The sequence below is a fragment of the Rhodoblastus sp. genome (assembly GCF_041915505.1).
Lineage (GTDB): Bacteria > Pseudomonadota > Alphaproteobacteria > Rhizobiales > Beijerinckiaceae > Rhodoblastus.
On sequence record NZ_JAYSBG010000061.1, the window covers coordinates 1 to 14,033 of the forward strand.

A 14,033-nucleotide genomic window follows, 5' to 3' on the forward strand; every position below is an offset into this window, starting at 1 on the left:
GTATCGCCCATTTCCTCGAACATCTGATGTTCAAGGGCACCCACAAGCACGAGCAGGGCGAGTTCTCGCATCTCGTCTCGGAGCTGGGCGGCCAGGAAAACGCCTTCACCTCCTATGATTTCACCGCTTATTTCCAGCGCGTCGCCCGCGAACATCTCGGCAAGATGATGGAATTCGAGGCCGACCGCATGACCAATCTCAACCTCACCGACGAGGTTGTGGCGCCGGAGCGCGAGGTCGTGATGGAGGAGCGCCGCATGCGCACCGAGGCCGACCCGGCCGCGCAGCTCGACGAGGCCATCAACGCCGCGCTCTACACCCATCATGCCTATGGCGTGCCGATCATCGGCTGGGGCCATGAGATCGAGACGCTCGACCGTCAGGACGCGCTCGCTTATTACGGCCGTTTCTACACGCCGGAAAACGCCATTCTGGTCGTCGCCGGCGACATCGAGGCGCCCGAGGTTGAGACCCTGGCGCGCGAGACCTATGGCAAGATTCCGGCACGCGGCGAGGCGCCGAAGCGTCGGCGCGAGCGCGAGCCGGAGCCCCGCGCCGAGCGTATCGTGAAACTGGCCGATCCCAAGGTCGAACAGCCGCAATTCGAGCGCGTCTATCTGGTTCCCTCGGCGCATACCGGCGAGAAGGGCGAGGCCGAGGCGCTCGACGTGCTGGCCCATCATCTCGGCGGCGGCCAGACCAGCCTGCTGTTCCGCCGGCTGGTGCTGGAGCGCAAGCTCGCGGTTTCGGCCGGGGCCTATTATTATTCCGACGCGGTGGATGAAAGCCGGTTCTATGTCTATGGCCTGCCGGCCGAGGGTGTCAGCCTCGACGCGCTGGAGCGCGGCGTGGACGATGTGCTCGCCGAATTGGCCCGCGACGGAATCAGCGCCGAGGATGTCGCGCGCGCCACCACCCGGCTGGTCGCCGATGCGGTCTATGCGCAGGACAACCAGACCTCGCTCGCCCGCTGGTTCGGCGCGGCTTTGGCCAATGGCGGCACGGTCGAGGATGTGCTGGGCTGGGGCGCGCGGATCGAGGCGGTGACGCCCGAGGATGTCGCCAAGGCCATGAAATGGCTGCAGAAGAGGCGGGCTGTCACCGGCTTCCTGCTCAAGGACGAAGCCGCCGCCTGATCGCCGAAAAGAGAGTTTCGCATGAACGCCCCCGCTCAAGTCGCCTCGCGCGCCGAACGCGTCCAGCATGTCGTCAGCCCCGGCGGCATATCCGCCTGGCTGGTCGAGGATTACGCCGTTCCCCTGGTCGCGCTGGAATTTTCCTTCGCCGGCGGCGCCGCGCAGGACCCGCAAGGCAAGGCCGGCGCAACCGCTTTGCTCGCCGCCTTGCTCGATGAGGGCGCCGGCGATTTGACCGCCGAAGCCTTCCATCGCGCGCTCGACGATCACGCCATCCGCCTGAGCTTTTCGGCCGATCGCGACGATTTCTCCGGTCATCTCCAGACGCTGGTCCGCCACAGCGACAAGGCGTTCGAACTGATGGCGCTGGCCCTCAACGCGCCGCGTTTCGACGCCGAGCCGCTGGAGCGCGTGCGCGGCCAGATCAACGCCATGCTCAAGCGCGAATCGCGCGATCCCGACGCCATGGCCGCGCAGGCCTGGCGCCGCGCCGCTTGGCCGGATCATCCCTATGCCCGCGCTTCGCGCGGCGAATTGGGCGAGGTCGACGCCGTGACGCGCGACGATCTCGTCGCTCTGCGCAGGAAAATGCTGGCGCGCGAAACGCTCAAGATCGCGGCGGTCGGCGCGATCGACGCGGCGACGCTCGCCCGCCATCTCGACGCTTTGTTCGCCGGCCTGCCGGCGCAGGCCGCGCTGACGCCGGTTCCGGACATTGCGGTCCAGGGCCTCGGTCGTCGCATCGTGGTGGATTATGACGTGCCGCAGGCCAATATCCGTTTCGGGCGGCCGGGCCTGGCGCGCCGCGATCCCGATTATATCGCCGCCATGGTGGTCAATCACATTCTCGGCGGCGGCGCCTTCACGTCGCGGCTGTGGCAGGAGGTGCGCGAGAAGCGCGGCCTGACCTATTCGGTCTATTCCTCGCTCGCGACGTCCGATCATAGCCCCGCCTTCATCGGCTCGACCTCGACCAAGAACGAGCGCGCGGCGGAGAGCTTGAGCGTGATCGAGAGCGAATTCGCCCGTCTCGCGGCGGACGGCCCGACCGCCGAGGAGTTGGACAAGGCCAAGAAATATCTGACCGGCTCCTACGCTTTGCGCTTCGACAGCTCGACCAAGATCGCCGGCCATCTGCTGCAATTGCAGCGCGAGGGATTCGGCGCGGATTATCTCGACCGCCGCAACGCCGAGGTCGAGGCCGTAACGCTGGACGACGCGCGGCGCGTGGCGAAGCGCCTGATCGGCGACGCCGCCTTGCTGATCGCGGTGGTCGGCCGCCCGGAAGGGGTGAGCGAGACCGCCGTGTGATGAGCGATGCGCGGCGCGAACAGTCCCGCCATCGACCGAGCCCGCGCATTGCGGCGTGACCAGACCGAGGCCGAACGGAGCCTGTGGCGGGCTCTGCGTGGGCGTGCGCTCGACGGGCTTAAATTCGTGCGGCAGGAGCCGATCGGGCCATTTTTCGTCGATTTCGTCTGTCGCGAGAAAAAGCTGGTGATAGAGGTCGACGGCGCGACCCATTCCACCGAGGAGGAACTGGCTTTCGATCTGCGACGCGAGCAATATCTTCGCGACGCGGGCTATCGAATCGTTCGCGTGACCAATGAGGACGTGTTTCGGAACCTCGAAGGCGTCTGCGAAACGATTTTGGCCGCTCTGAAATGATGATTTCGCACGGATTCTCCTCCCCGCCGGGGCCTTCCCCCTCGCCCCGCAAGCGGGGAGAGGGCAGGGGTGAGGGGCGCGGCGACCTGCTCCTGCGTAGCCGCTGTTCCGCGCCGCCCACGTTTTCCGGCTCGTTCGCCCTCGAGACGGCCCCTCGCCCTAACCCTCTCCCCGAACCGAAGTCGGCTGTTGCTAGCTTCGGCACCGAAAGCGCGCAAATCGGGAACACCCGATTTGCGTGTGGGGAGAGGGGACGGCGCGCGCCTTTCCCATGACCATCCGCCGGCTCGATCCCATTCTGGCGGACCGCATCGCCGCCGGCGAGGTGGTCGAGCGCCCCGCCGCCGCCGTGAAGGAACTGGTCGAAAACGCCCTCGACGCCGGCGCCGCGCGCATTGACGTCACGATTGCCGGCGGCGGCCAGAAGCTGATCCGCGTCATCGACGACGGCGCCGGCATGGATGAGGCCGATCTCGCGCTCTGCGTCGAGCGCCACGCCACTTCCAAAATCCCCGACGGCGATCTGACCAATATCGCCACGCTCGGCTTTCGCGGCGAGGCCCTGCCGTCCATCGCCTCGGTCGCGCGGCTGGAAATTTCCGCGCGCACGGCGCAGGCGTCGCATGGTTCGCGGCTGCGGGTCGAATTCGGCGATGTCGCGCCGCCGGTCCCGATCGCGATGGCGCAGGGCGTGCGGGTCGAGGCGCGCGACCTGTTCGCCGCCACCCCGGCGCGGCTTAAATTCCTGAAGAGCGAGCGCGCTGAGGCCGCCGCCGTGTCCGACGTGATGAAGCGCCTCGCCATGGCGCATCCCGGCGTGCGCTTCTCGCTCGGCGGCGAAGGGCTGGCCGGGTTCGATTATCAGGCCTGCCCGTCGGGCCGAGAGGGGCTGCTGGCGCGGCTGACCCAGGTTCTGGGCCGCGATTTCCGCGACAACGCCCTTGCAGTGGACGCCGAGCGCGAAGACGTCCGGCTATGGGGCTTCGCCGGCCTGCCGACCTGGCACCGCGCCAATGCCTTGGCGCAATTCGTGTTCGTCAACGGCCGCCCGGTGCGCGACCGCCAGATCGCCGGCGCGATCCGTGCGGCCTATATGGATTATCTGAGCTCTGACAGGCATCCGACCCTCGCTCTGTTCATCACCTGCCCGCCGCGTCTGGTCGATGTCAATGTCCATCCCGCCAAGGCCGAGGTGCGTTTCGCCGATCCTGGCCTGGTGCGCGGGCTCGTCGTTGGCGCGCTCAAGCAGAGCCTCGCCGCCGCCCTGCATCGCGCCACGCCGACCAACGCCGCCGCCGCCACGCAGAAATTCGCGCAGGCGCTGCCGGCTTTCGCGCGGCCCGTGCAGAATTGGGACTGGCGCGCCTCGCCCGCCGCGCCGACCCTGCTCGAATCCGCGCCGGGCTTCGCCGAAGCCGCCCCAGCGGCCGACGCCCGCGCCCATGAGGCCGCGCCGCAGGACAGCGATCTGGCTGCGCCGCTCGGCGCGGCGCGGGCGCAGATTCACGAAACCTATATCATCGCGCAGACCCGTGATGGTCTGGTGCTGGTCGACCAGCACGCCGCCCATGAGCGCTTGGTCTATGAAAGGCTGAAGGCCGAGCGGGCGAAGAACGGCGTGGCGCGGCAGGCGCTGCTTTCGCCGCTGGTGGTCGATCTCGACGCCGACGACGCCGCGCGATTGGTCGAGGCCGCCGATCTGCTCGGCCCCTTGGGGTTGGCGCTGGAGCCGTTCGGCCCTGGCGCGGTTGCCGTGCACGAGGCGCCCTCGGCGCTGCGGACGGCGGATATCGAGCCTCTGGTGCGCGATCTGGCTTGTTCGCTGGCCGAGGATGGCGCGGCGGCGCCGCTCGAAAAGAAGCTCGACCATGTGCTGGCGACGATGGCCTGCCATCATTCGGTGCGCGCCGGCCGACGTCTCGCGCCGGAGGAAATGAACGCGCTGCTGCGCGAAATGGAGCGCACGCCGGGCTCGGGCCAGTGCAATCACGGCCGCCCGACCTATGTCGAACTGAAGCTCGCCGATATCGAGAAATTGTTCGGCCGCCGGTGACCTGCGCCTTGTCCCGCGCTAAACAAGCCCGATGAGCCAGACCGAAACCGAGGCGCGCATCGAGGCGCTCGAAGCCGCCAGCGCCCATCAGGACCGCGTGATCGCCGAATTGAGCGACGCGGTCGCCGCGCACTGGGCGCGCATCGACGCCTTGACCCGCGAAGTCCTGCGCCTGCGCGATGAGGTCCAGGGCCTGAGCCAGCGCGTCGCGCCGGACAAGCCGCCGCCGCATTATTGACGCGCGGCCGCAGGCCTGACGTAGCGTCCCGTTCACCTTTGTCGTGAATTTTCAAGGCCCACGCGCCGGCCGCTCGCTTTTTCACGTTTTTCTTTACGGCGGAGAAACCAGCCGGCCCCAGCCTGTCGCGAGCTTATCGGAACAGGATTGTCAGCATGTCGGACCTTTCCACCCTCGCGAGCGTCGCGGATCTGCGTCGCGAGATTTTCGCAACGGGCACGGCGAGCCGCGACGATTTCGTCCGCGCGCTGGAATGGCGCGGCGACGATAGCGCCGATTATCGCCAGCTTCTGGCCGATATCGCGGTCGATTTGTTCGTCGACCAGGCCGATCCGCCGCAATATGTCTCGATTGAGGCCGCCAATTGGCTGTTGGCGCAATTGAACGCCCACAAGCTTTCCTATGCGGCGACGATCGCGCTGCTCTCCCAGCTCATGCGCTATGCCGTCAGCCTGCCGTCCTCGCTGTCGTCCTTCATGCTGGCCGAAGTCGAGGCGGCGGTGGTCGAGGGGCGTCCGGGCCATCCGTCCGGGCGGATCGACGAGGCCGATGTCGAGGCCCTGCGCCGCGCTCTTTACGCCGCCGACGCCGAAGCTGCGCTTCATGTCACGCGACCCGAGGCCGAGGTCCTGTTCCGCATCGCCCACGCCAATGCCGGCAAGCCGACCGCGGACGGTTTCGACACTCTATTCGCCCAGGCGGTCGGCAATCATCTGCTCGCCATCGCCTTCCACGGCGTGGCCAAGGTCGAGGACCGGCTGGCGCTGGAGCGGTTCGAGAACGCGCCGGAGGCCGGCGTCGGCGGCTTCCTGAAAAACATGCTCGGCGCGACGCTGCCCGAGGCCGAAGACCTGCAAAGCCCGCTCGCGCGTGACGAGGCCTTGTGGCGCGCCAAGAACGAGGCGGACGCGCGCGCGGTCCGAGGCCGAAAAGATCGACCAGGACGAGATCATCTGGCTGTTCGCCCATCTCACCCGGCGCGGCGAACTGACCTCGGCCGAGCGCCGTCTGCTGGTCTTTCTGCGGCAGGAGGTGGCCGCGCCGCCGCCGGGCCTCGTCGATCTGTTCCAGAGGGCCGGAATCTGAGCGGCGGCTTGTCGCCGCCGACTCTTGCGTGACTTGCTTGCGTGACTTGGCCGCAATTTTGCGCCATAAAGCGGCGTCCCTTTCGCCAAATCCTCTGGCCAAGTCCGCGCGCTCATGACGATCATCGATTCCCTGCGCAAGCAGATCGTGCCCATCCATCCGGAAGGCTATGTCTTTATCGCCATTTTCGCCGGCGTCTCGCTGGTGCTGAGCTGGCTGTGGTCGCCGCTCGGCTGGATCGGCGCCTTCCTGACCGCCTGGTGCGCCTATTTCTTCCGCGATCCGCCGCGCGTCACGCCGGTGCAGGACGGGCTGGTGGTTTCGCCGGCCGACGGCATGATCTGTTCGATCGGCCAGTTCGCGCCGCCGCCGGAGCTCGGGCTCGGGGCCGAGCCGCTGCTGCGCGTCTGCGTTTTCATGAATGTGTTCGACTGCCATGTGAACCGCGCGCCGGTCACCGGCCGCATTTCCCGCATTGCCTATAAGCCCGGCCTGTTCCTCAACGCCGATCTCGACAAGGCGAGCGAGGACAACGAGCGCAACGGGCTGGTGATCGACGCGCCACAGGGGCGGTTCGGCGTGGTGCAGATCGCCGGTCTGGTCGCGCGGCGAATCGTCTCGTTCGTGCAGGAGGGCCAGAGCCTCGGCGTGGGTGAGCGGTTCGGCCTGATCCGGTTCGGCTCGCGCGTCGACGTCTATCTGCCGCCGGGCGCGCGCGTGCTGGTCGGCCTTGGCGCCCGCGCGGTCGCCGGCGAGACGGTGCTCGCCGATTACAGCCAGACCGAAGCCGAGCGTCATTTCAAGGTTGGCTGAAATGGCGCCCGACAATCCCCCTTCCGCCGCGCCGGCAAGGGCGAGCTTCCGGCCACGCGGCTTGCGCGGCCTGCCGTTGCGTTTCGTCGTGCCCAACGTAGTTACGCTGCTGGCGCTGTGCGCCGGGCTGACGGCGATCCGGTTCGCGGCCGAGGCAAAATATGAAAGCGCCGTGCTCGCCATTCTGGTCGCGGCCGTGCTCGACGGGGTCGACGGCCGCATCGCGCGGGCTCTCAAGAGCTCGTCGCGCTTCGGGGCCGAGCTGGATTCGCTGGCGGATTTCATCGATTTCGGCGTGGCGCCGGGCCTGCTGCTGTTCTTCTGGTCGCTGCACGACCTCAAGACGGTCGGCTGGGCGGCGGTGCTGATCTTCGCCATAGCGGCGGCTTTGCGCCTCGCGCGCTTCAATGTGATGATCGACGATCCGGACAAGCCGGACTGGGCGGGCCGGTTTTTCACCGGCATGCCGGCGCCGGCGGGCGCCATCGTCGTGCTGTTGCCGCTTTACGTGCATCTCTCGTTCGACCTGCCGGAATCGCGCTTCCTGACCCTGATCGAAGCGCTTTACGTCGTCGCGGTCGCGGGTCTGATGGCCAGCCGCATCCCGCATTTCTCCGGCAAACATATCGGCCGGGTGCCGCGCGAAACCTTCGTCTTCGTGCTGTTCGCTGTGGCGGCCTTGCTCGTGCTGCTGGCGTCTTTCCCCTTGCAGATGCTGATCTTCGTCAGCCTTGCCTATCTCGCCATGATCCCCTTTTCGGTGCGCGCCTTCCACCGCCTGTCCGAGCGCGACGCCGCCGAAAAGGCGCCGCCGCCCGGGGCGGACGCCGCCTGAACGGCTGAAAGGGCGGTCATGCGTCTCGCCTATCATCTGCTCGACGTGTTCACGGATCAGCCGCTTGCCGGCAATCCGCTCGCCGTCGTTCCCGACGCCGAGGGCCTCGATCCGGCGCTCATGCAGGCCATCGCCCGCGAATTCAACCTGTCCGAGACGGTGTTCGTCGTCCCGCCGCGCGATCCCGTCCATACGGCGGCGCTGCGCATTTTCACGCCCGCGCTCGAACTGCCCTTCGCCGGCCATCCGACCATCGGCGCGGCCTGCCTGATCGCGCAATTGCGCGCCCCCGACATGATCGGCCGCCAGCCCTTGCGGCTGGTGCTGGAGGAACCGGTCGGCCCGGTCGTCTGCGAGGTGGTCCGCGTTCAGGGGGCGTTGCGCGCGAGCTTTGTTGCGCCAAACGCGCCGCAGCTTCTGGGCGAAATTCCGGATCGCGCCGGCATCGCCGCCGCGTTTGGGTTGAGCGAGGCAGAGATTGGCTTCGACGGCCATGCGCCGGTCGTGGCTTCGGCGGGCCTGCCTTTCGCTTTCGTCCCAGTCGCGAGCGCGGCGGCGCTTGACGCCATCGCGCCGGATTTTTCTCGCTTCGGCGCGGCCTTCCCGCTCGAACGCCCGGCGGTTTTTCTCTACACGCGCGAGACGGTCGATCCCGCCCATCACGTCCATGTGCGGGTGTTCGTTCCGGGCCTGGGCGCGCATGAAGATCCGGCGACCGGGTCGGCGGCCTGCGCCTTCGCCGCGGTCGCGGCGCGGTTCGAGCGGCCCGAGGACGGCGAACATACCATTGTCATCGAACAGGGCTTCGCCATGGGGCGCCCGAGCCAGATCGCCTTGACGATGCGGATCGCCTCCGGCGCCCTGGTCGAGACCAGCGTCGGCGGCGCCTGCGTCAGGATCGGCGAGGGCGTGCTGGTTTTTTGAGTTTTGCCGAGCTCCACCGGAATAATGCTTTGTGCGTTTTCTTTGGAAAAGTATTGAAGTTATGGGGCGTCCCAAGAATCCGCTGGAAGAAGGTTTAAGATTAGTTCAGTATAGATGGTCTTTTCAGCGTATGGCGATTTCACAGATAGCCCGTTGTCATCATCGGTTGGATATACGTGGATGTGACCGCCGAGCGATTTTAAGCGTTCCAATTTCATGATAAGGAGATCTACTCCTTTATTGTCAAGATGTATTTCTATAGCTTTCTGGGTTTCATTATAAACGATAGAGATCATTTTTCTGTCCGCCGGAAAAAAATCAGCTCATTCTAAAACACGAGCAATTTCGCGACAAAACCTGTGATGCGGAATCCTTAATTTTCGTGCGTTTTCCTCGGGCGGAACACCAGTTTCTGGTAGACCAGACCAATTCCGATCAGCACCGCGCCGAGCCCGATGAAGGAAAAGGCCCGCTGCGCCCCGACCAGATGGGCGAGATCGAACACGAAGACCTTCAGCACCGCCAGCACGATCACCGCCGCCGAGGCGACGCGCGCCTCCAGCGAATGACGCAACAGGCCATAGGCGAGCAGCGCGACGCCCAGCGCCAGCCAGACCGCCGAATAGGCATATTGCTCGGTCGCGCTCGCCGTCTGGTTCCAGCCGATCCACAGCCCCTGGAACAGCCGGCGGGTTTCCAGCGTGACATAGAGGAAGATCAGCAGCAGGGCGACCAGCCGCAGCATGCGCAGGAACCAGAGCGGCCGCGTCGCGCGGCACAGATTGGCGACCAGCGCGGCGCAGGCGCCGGGCAGGGCGTAGCCGAGCAGCAGGCTGTTCACCCAGCGGCCGCCGATGACGGGACGCTGGTCAACATAGGGATTGGTCCATAAAGCCAGCGCGAGGGCGGCGAGCAGCGCCGACAGCACGCCGAAGGCCAGCGAGCAGAAATTCAGCACCGGGCTCGTCCGGGCCAGATCGAGCCGGGCGAGAACCAGCGAAAAGCCCAGCGCGCTGACGGTATAGAGCCCGTTCTCGACGAGGCCGGCGTCGTCCACGAAGGGATCGCCCCCATGCAACGCGTGGCGGATCTGGAAGAAGACCAGCAAAGCCGAAAACAGCACCGCCAGAGCCTCGGCGATCCGGGTCGCGCGATCGGGGCCGCCGCGCCCAAGAAAATGCGCAGCGAGGCCGAAGGACAAGGCCGGGGCGCCATAGCCGAACAGCAGCCAGTTGAAGATCGGGGTGGTTCCAAGCTCGTCGCCGACGATGCGCGGGTCCCAGGCCAGCCGCGCCGCGATCACCAAGCCCAAAGCGGCGACCGCCTGCCGCAAGGCGGGAACGCCGAGGCGCGATTCGACATAAGCCGCGCCCAGCGCCGACAGGGACAAGGCCACGGTGAGCATGCCGCGATCGAGCGTGAAGGTCAAGCCGAGGGCGAGAGCGGCGAGGGTCGCCGCGGCCATCAGTCCCAGCGCGAGGCGGTCGTTCGATCCTGGCGCGTCGCGGTTGGAAAAGATGCGGGCGGCGGCCAGAAAGGCGAAGGCGAGACCGAGCGCGACGAGGCCGAGCGGCGGGCTCGCCGCCATCCAGGTCAGCCGCAGATAGACGATGGATAGAGCCGCCAGCGGCGTCAGCGCGGCGGTCGCGGCGAGAATGGTGGCTGCCCGCCGGGGAATATCGATCCGCCGCCACAGCGCGTGGCCGGCCAGGCCCGCGACCGCCACGGCGCCGAGCCCGGCGAAGATCTGGAACCGCTCCGGGAGCAGCGGCGGGGCTTCGTAAAGGTCGAAGCTGAGGGTTTCGGTCGGCCACAGCGCGAGCAGATAGGCCAGGACGGCGCCGGCGCCCGCGAGCAGGCCCGGCGCGAGCCAGGGCCGCGCCGCGCCCGAAAGGGCGAGCAGGGCGACCAATCCGGACGCGCCGAGCAGCCAGAACCCGTCGAAGGCGCCGCGATTGGCGCAGATGGCGAGAGCGAAAGCGGCGATAAGCGCCAGGCCGAGCGGTCCGGCATGGGCCAGGATGAGGCGCCGGCGCGGGTCCGCCGTCGGGCCGGCGCGATCGAGCGCGAAGGCCCAGCAGGCCAAAGCCGTCTGCGCGATGAAATGCAGCTCGGCGGCCTGCGGGAAATCCGGCAGGCGCCCGAAGGCGAAAGCCAGGCCCCACAAGGCCGCGCCGACCGCGCCGGAGATCGCCAGCCAGGTCCATTGGCGCAGCCGCGCCAGCCCATAGCTCGCCGCCGTGACCACGCCGACATAGACCAGCACCGGCCAGGGATTTGGTTCGGCCGATTCCACCAGCAGCGGCGCGGCCAGCGCGCCGGCGAGTCCGAGCCCGGCGATGGCGGGTCCGTGCCAGACGGCGGCGAACAAAGTCGCGAGCGCGGCGGCGCCCAGAGCGACGAAGGCGAGGGCCGGACTGATGAAGCCGTAGAGCGCATGGGCTGCGTAGATCGCGCCGAAGCCGGCGGTGGTGCCGGCGGCGGTCAGCACCGCCGGCGTGGGCGTGGTTTCGCCCGCGCTTTTCTCGCGCCGGCGCAGGAATTCGCCGGCGCCGATCAGGGCCGCCGAGAACAGCAGGCCCAGCAGCACGCGCGCGGCCGGGCCGAACAGGCCCTGTTCGATGGCGTAGCGCACCAGCAGCAGTCCGCCGAGCGCCAAGGCGAGGCCGCCGACATAGACCGCCCAGCGCGCGCCGATGGCTTCTTCCAGCGAGCGCGTTGGACGGGCAGGGGACGGCGGGGCGGGAGGCGGTTCGCTGTGCGGCGGGGTCGGCGCCGGTTCGGGCGAAGGCCCCGGCGGCGAAGCAGCTTCGGCTTCAGGCTCCGGCGCCGCGGGGGCGGGCGATTGGAATCGCAAGGCCTGCACTTCCGCCTGAAGGACGCGCAGGTTCCGCTCCATTCGGCCCAGCCGGGCGCGCGCGTCCATCGCCAGGAAGAAGGCGACCACGCCGATGAGAGTCAGAAGGCCGGCGAACATATCCATCAGTCCCGTTGGGTCCCGTTCCTCGAGACAAGCCGCTCCGCATTGTCGCCGCCGCCGCTTTCTCTTTTCTTACAGCCGCGGGCGCTTGTCTTACAGCAGCCTCGGCTCGGCGGGCTGCTGAATTTCCGGCCCGTCGCGATCGGCGCGATTGACCAGCGGCGTCAGGGCGAAAAAGGCGATGGTCTCGTCCGGCGCCGGCCGCAGCAAGGCCAGCGGCGGCGGATGGGTCTCGTCCGGGTCGAGCCAGGCGTCGTAATGGTCCGGCGCGATCAGCGCGGGCATGCGGTCGTGAATGGCGGCGGTCGCGCCATTGGCCATGGTGGTGACGATGCAGGCGGTGTCGATCTCGCCACCGGACGCGTCGATATAGGTTTCCCACAGGCCGGCGAAAGCCATCAGCCCGCCGTCGCAGCGATGGAACAGATAAGGCGTTTTCGGCGCGGATTTCTTGGGCGCGGATTTTCCGGCGCCGGGTCCGTTGGCGCGCCATTCATACCAGGCGTCGGCTGGCACGAGGCAGCGCCGCCGTCGCAAGGCCGCGCGGAAACTGGGCTTTTCCGCCAGGGTTTCGGCGCGGGCGTTGAAAAGCAGCGGGAATTTCTGCACGTCCTTGACGAAACCAGGCAGAAAACCCCAGCGCGCGAGCTGGAAATGGCGCATCACGCCCTGCGGGCCGCCCCGCGCCGTGACGATGGGGATCGGCTGCGTCGGCGCGATATTGTAGCGCGGCGGGAAATTGGGCTGTTCCGCATAGCGGAAATGGGCGCGGACGGCTTCGGGCGGCGAAGTGATGGCGAAGCGTCCGCACATGATCTACCCTTTTCTTTGATCGCGACGCGTCGCGATCAAAGAATCCCTCGCACCGGCTCGGCGTCGCATTCGCTCCTATCCGGTTCTCACGCGTGAGAACCGGCGCTTCTATTCTTCCCGGATATACCGCGCCGAACGCGTGCGCAAAGTCACCAATTCCTCGGCGGCCGAGGGATGCAGCGCCATGGTGGCGTCGAAATCGGCCTTTTTCGCGCCGTGCTTCAGGGAAATGGCGAGCAATTGCGCCATTTCGCCGGAATCCTCGCCGAGCACATGGACGCCGATCACGCGGTCGCTGTCGCCGTCCACCACGATCTTCATGATGACTTTTTCGGGCGCGCCGGTCAGCGTCGCTTTCATCGGGCGAAACGCGGCCTGGTAGATGTCGACGCAGCGGATTTTCTGCCGCGCTTCCGCCTCGCTCATGCCGACCGTGCCGATTTCCGGCGTGGTGAAGACGGCGGTGGGAATGAAATCGTAATCGACCTGCTTGGTCCCGCCGCCGAACAGATGGTCGGCCAGCAAATGGCCCTCGCGAATGGCGACCGGCGTCAGATTGACGCGATTGGTCACGTCGCCCACGGCGTGAATGGAGGGGATATTGGTCGCGCTATGGGCGTCGACCTTGATCGCGCCGGCCTTGTCCAGCACGACGCCGGCCGCTTCGAGCCCGAGGCCCTTGGTCGAAGGGGCGCGGCCGGTCGCGATCAGGACCTGGTCGGCCTCAATGGCGCCGCCATCGGTGAGGGCGATGCGCAAGCCGTCGGCGGTCTTTTCGATCGCGCTCGGCAATATGGTCGGCCGCTGGTCGATCCCGGCGCGGGTCATGGCTTCGCTCAAGCCGTCGCGCAGGCTGTCGTCGAAATTGCGCAAAATCCGGTCCGAGCGATGAAGCACGGTCACTTTCGCGCCGAGCCGGGCGAAAACGCAGGCGAATTCCACCGCAATATAGCCGGCGCCGACGACGACGAGCCGCTTGGGGAAGACCGGCAGGTCGAAAATCTCGTTCGAGCTGATGGCGTGCTCCAGCCCCGGAATGACCGGCTGGAACGAAGGCGCGCCGCCGGTGGCGACCAGAATGTGCCGCGTCCGGATCGCGCGCCCGCTCTTGACGAGCCGCACCTCGTTCGGGCCGATGATTTCCGCGCGCTCCTCGAAAATCGCGACATTGGCCTTGTTCAGATTGGCCTCGTAAATGCCGGAGAGGCGGGAAATTTCCTTTTCCTTGGCGGCGACCAGCTTGCGCCAGTCGAATTCCGGCTGTTGCGGCAGCGACCAGCCGAAGGCCTCGGAATCGGCGAAATCGTCGGCGAAGCGCGAGGCGTAGACATAGAGCTTTTTCGGCACGCAGCCGCGGATAACGCAGGTGCCGCCGATGCGGAACTCTTCCGCGATCATGACCTTGGCGCCATGGCCCGACGCGATGCGCGCCGCGCGCACGCCGCCCGAACCAGCCCCGATGACGAAGAGATCGACTTCAAATTCAC

General features: G+C 67.2%; 12 protein-coding genes. 9 read left to right on the forward strand and 3 right to left on the reverse strand.

Annotated elements, in window-relative coordinates; genetic code table 11:
• From ACE3S9_RS06165 to ACE3S9_RS06205, 9 genes are all read left to right on the forward strand, one after another.
• On the forward strand, positions 1 to 1,136 hold a 1,136-nt coding region (locus tag ACE3S9_RS06165), incomplete at its 5' end, for a M16 family metallopeptidase (protein ID WP_374545565.1).
• A 21-nt stretch (positions 1,137 to 1,157) separates the two neighbouring features.
• Complete coding sequence (locus ACE3S9_RS06170) at positions 1,158 to 2,447, forward strand: M16 family metallopeptidase (RefSeq protein ID WP_374545566.1); 1,290 nt, start codon at positions 1,158 to 1,160, stop codon at positions 2,445 to 2,447.
• Between the two features lie 48 nt (positions 2,448 to 2,495).
• The gene (locus ACE3S9_RS06175; protein ID WP_374545567.1) at positions 2,496 to 2,804 is read left to right on the forward strand and encodes an endonuclease domain-containing protein; all 309 of its coding nucleotides are present in this window, start codon (positions 2,496 to 2,498) and stop codon (positions 2,802 to 2,804) included.
• 271 nt (positions 2,805 to 3,075) lie between these two features.
• Complete coding sequence (gene mutL, locus ACE3S9_RS06180; protein WP_374545568.1) at positions 3,076 to 4,857, forward strand: DNA mismatch repair endonuclease MutL; 1,782 nt, start codon at positions 3,076 to 3,078, stop codon at positions 4,855 to 4,857.
• Between the two features lie 31 nt (positions 4,858 to 4,888).
• Positions 4,889 to 5,095, forward strand: a complete 207-nt coding sequence (locus ACE3S9_RS06185) for a SlyX family protein (RefSeq protein WP_374545569.1) — start codon at positions 4,889 to 4,891, stop codon at positions 5,093 to 5,095.
• Positions 5,096 to 5,250: 155 nt separating this feature from the next.
• Positions 5,251 to 6,213 (forward strand): hypothetical protein, encoded by a 963-nt coding sequence (locus ACE3S9_RS06190; protein ID WP_374545570.1) that lies wholly within the window; start codon positions 5,251 to 5,253, stop codon positions 6,211 to 6,213.
• Between the two features lie 82 nt (positions 6,214 to 6,295).
• Entirely contained in the window at positions 6,296 to 6,994 is a 699-nt protein-coding gene (locus tag ACE3S9_RS06195; RefSeq protein WP_374545571.1) for a phosphatidylserine decarboxylase, read from the forward strand.
• 1 nt (position 6,995) lies between these two features.
• On the forward strand, positions 6,996 to 7,829 hold the full coding sequence (gene pssA, locus ACE3S9_RS06200) for a CDP-diacylglycerol--serine O-phosphatidyltransferase (protein ID WP_374545572.1): 834 nt from the start codon (positions 6,996 to 6,998) through the stop codon (positions 7,827 to 7,829).
• Positions 7,830 to 7,847: 18 nt separating this feature from the next.
• On the forward strand, positions 7,848 to 8,753 hold the full coding sequence (locus ACE3S9_RS06205; protein WP_374545573.1) for a PhzF family phenazine biosynthesis protein: 906 nt from the start codon (positions 7,848 to 7,850) through the stop codon (positions 8,751 to 8,753).
• A 373-nt stretch (positions 8,754 to 9,126) separates the two neighbouring features.
• Here the strand turns inward: ACE3S9_RS06205 and ACE3S9_RS06210 are convergent, their stop codons facing one another.
• The 3 genes from ACE3S9_RS06210 to gor all read right to left on the reverse strand — a co-directional run.
• Positions 9,127 to 11,736 carry a DUF2339 domain-containing protein gene (locus ACE3S9_RS06210; RefSeq protein WP_374545574.1) on the reverse strand — a complete coding sequence of 870 codons (2,610 nt, stop codon included), beginning with the start codon at positions 11,734 to 11,736 and terminating at the stop codon, positions 9,127 to 9,129.
• A gap of 90 nt (positions 11,737 to 11,826) precedes the next feature.
• Positions 11,827 to 12,546 (reverse strand): SOS response-associated peptidase, encoded by a 720-nt coding sequence (locus ACE3S9_RS06215; protein ID WP_374545575.1) that lies wholly within the window; start codon positions 12,544 to 12,546, stop codon positions 11,827 to 11,829.
• 108 nt (positions 12,547 to 12,654) lie between these two features.
• Positions 12,655 to 14,033 (reverse strand): glutathione-disulfide reductase (gene gor, locus ACE3S9_RS06220; protein WP_374545576.1); only part of this gene is annotated, 1,379 nt, incomplete at its 5' end.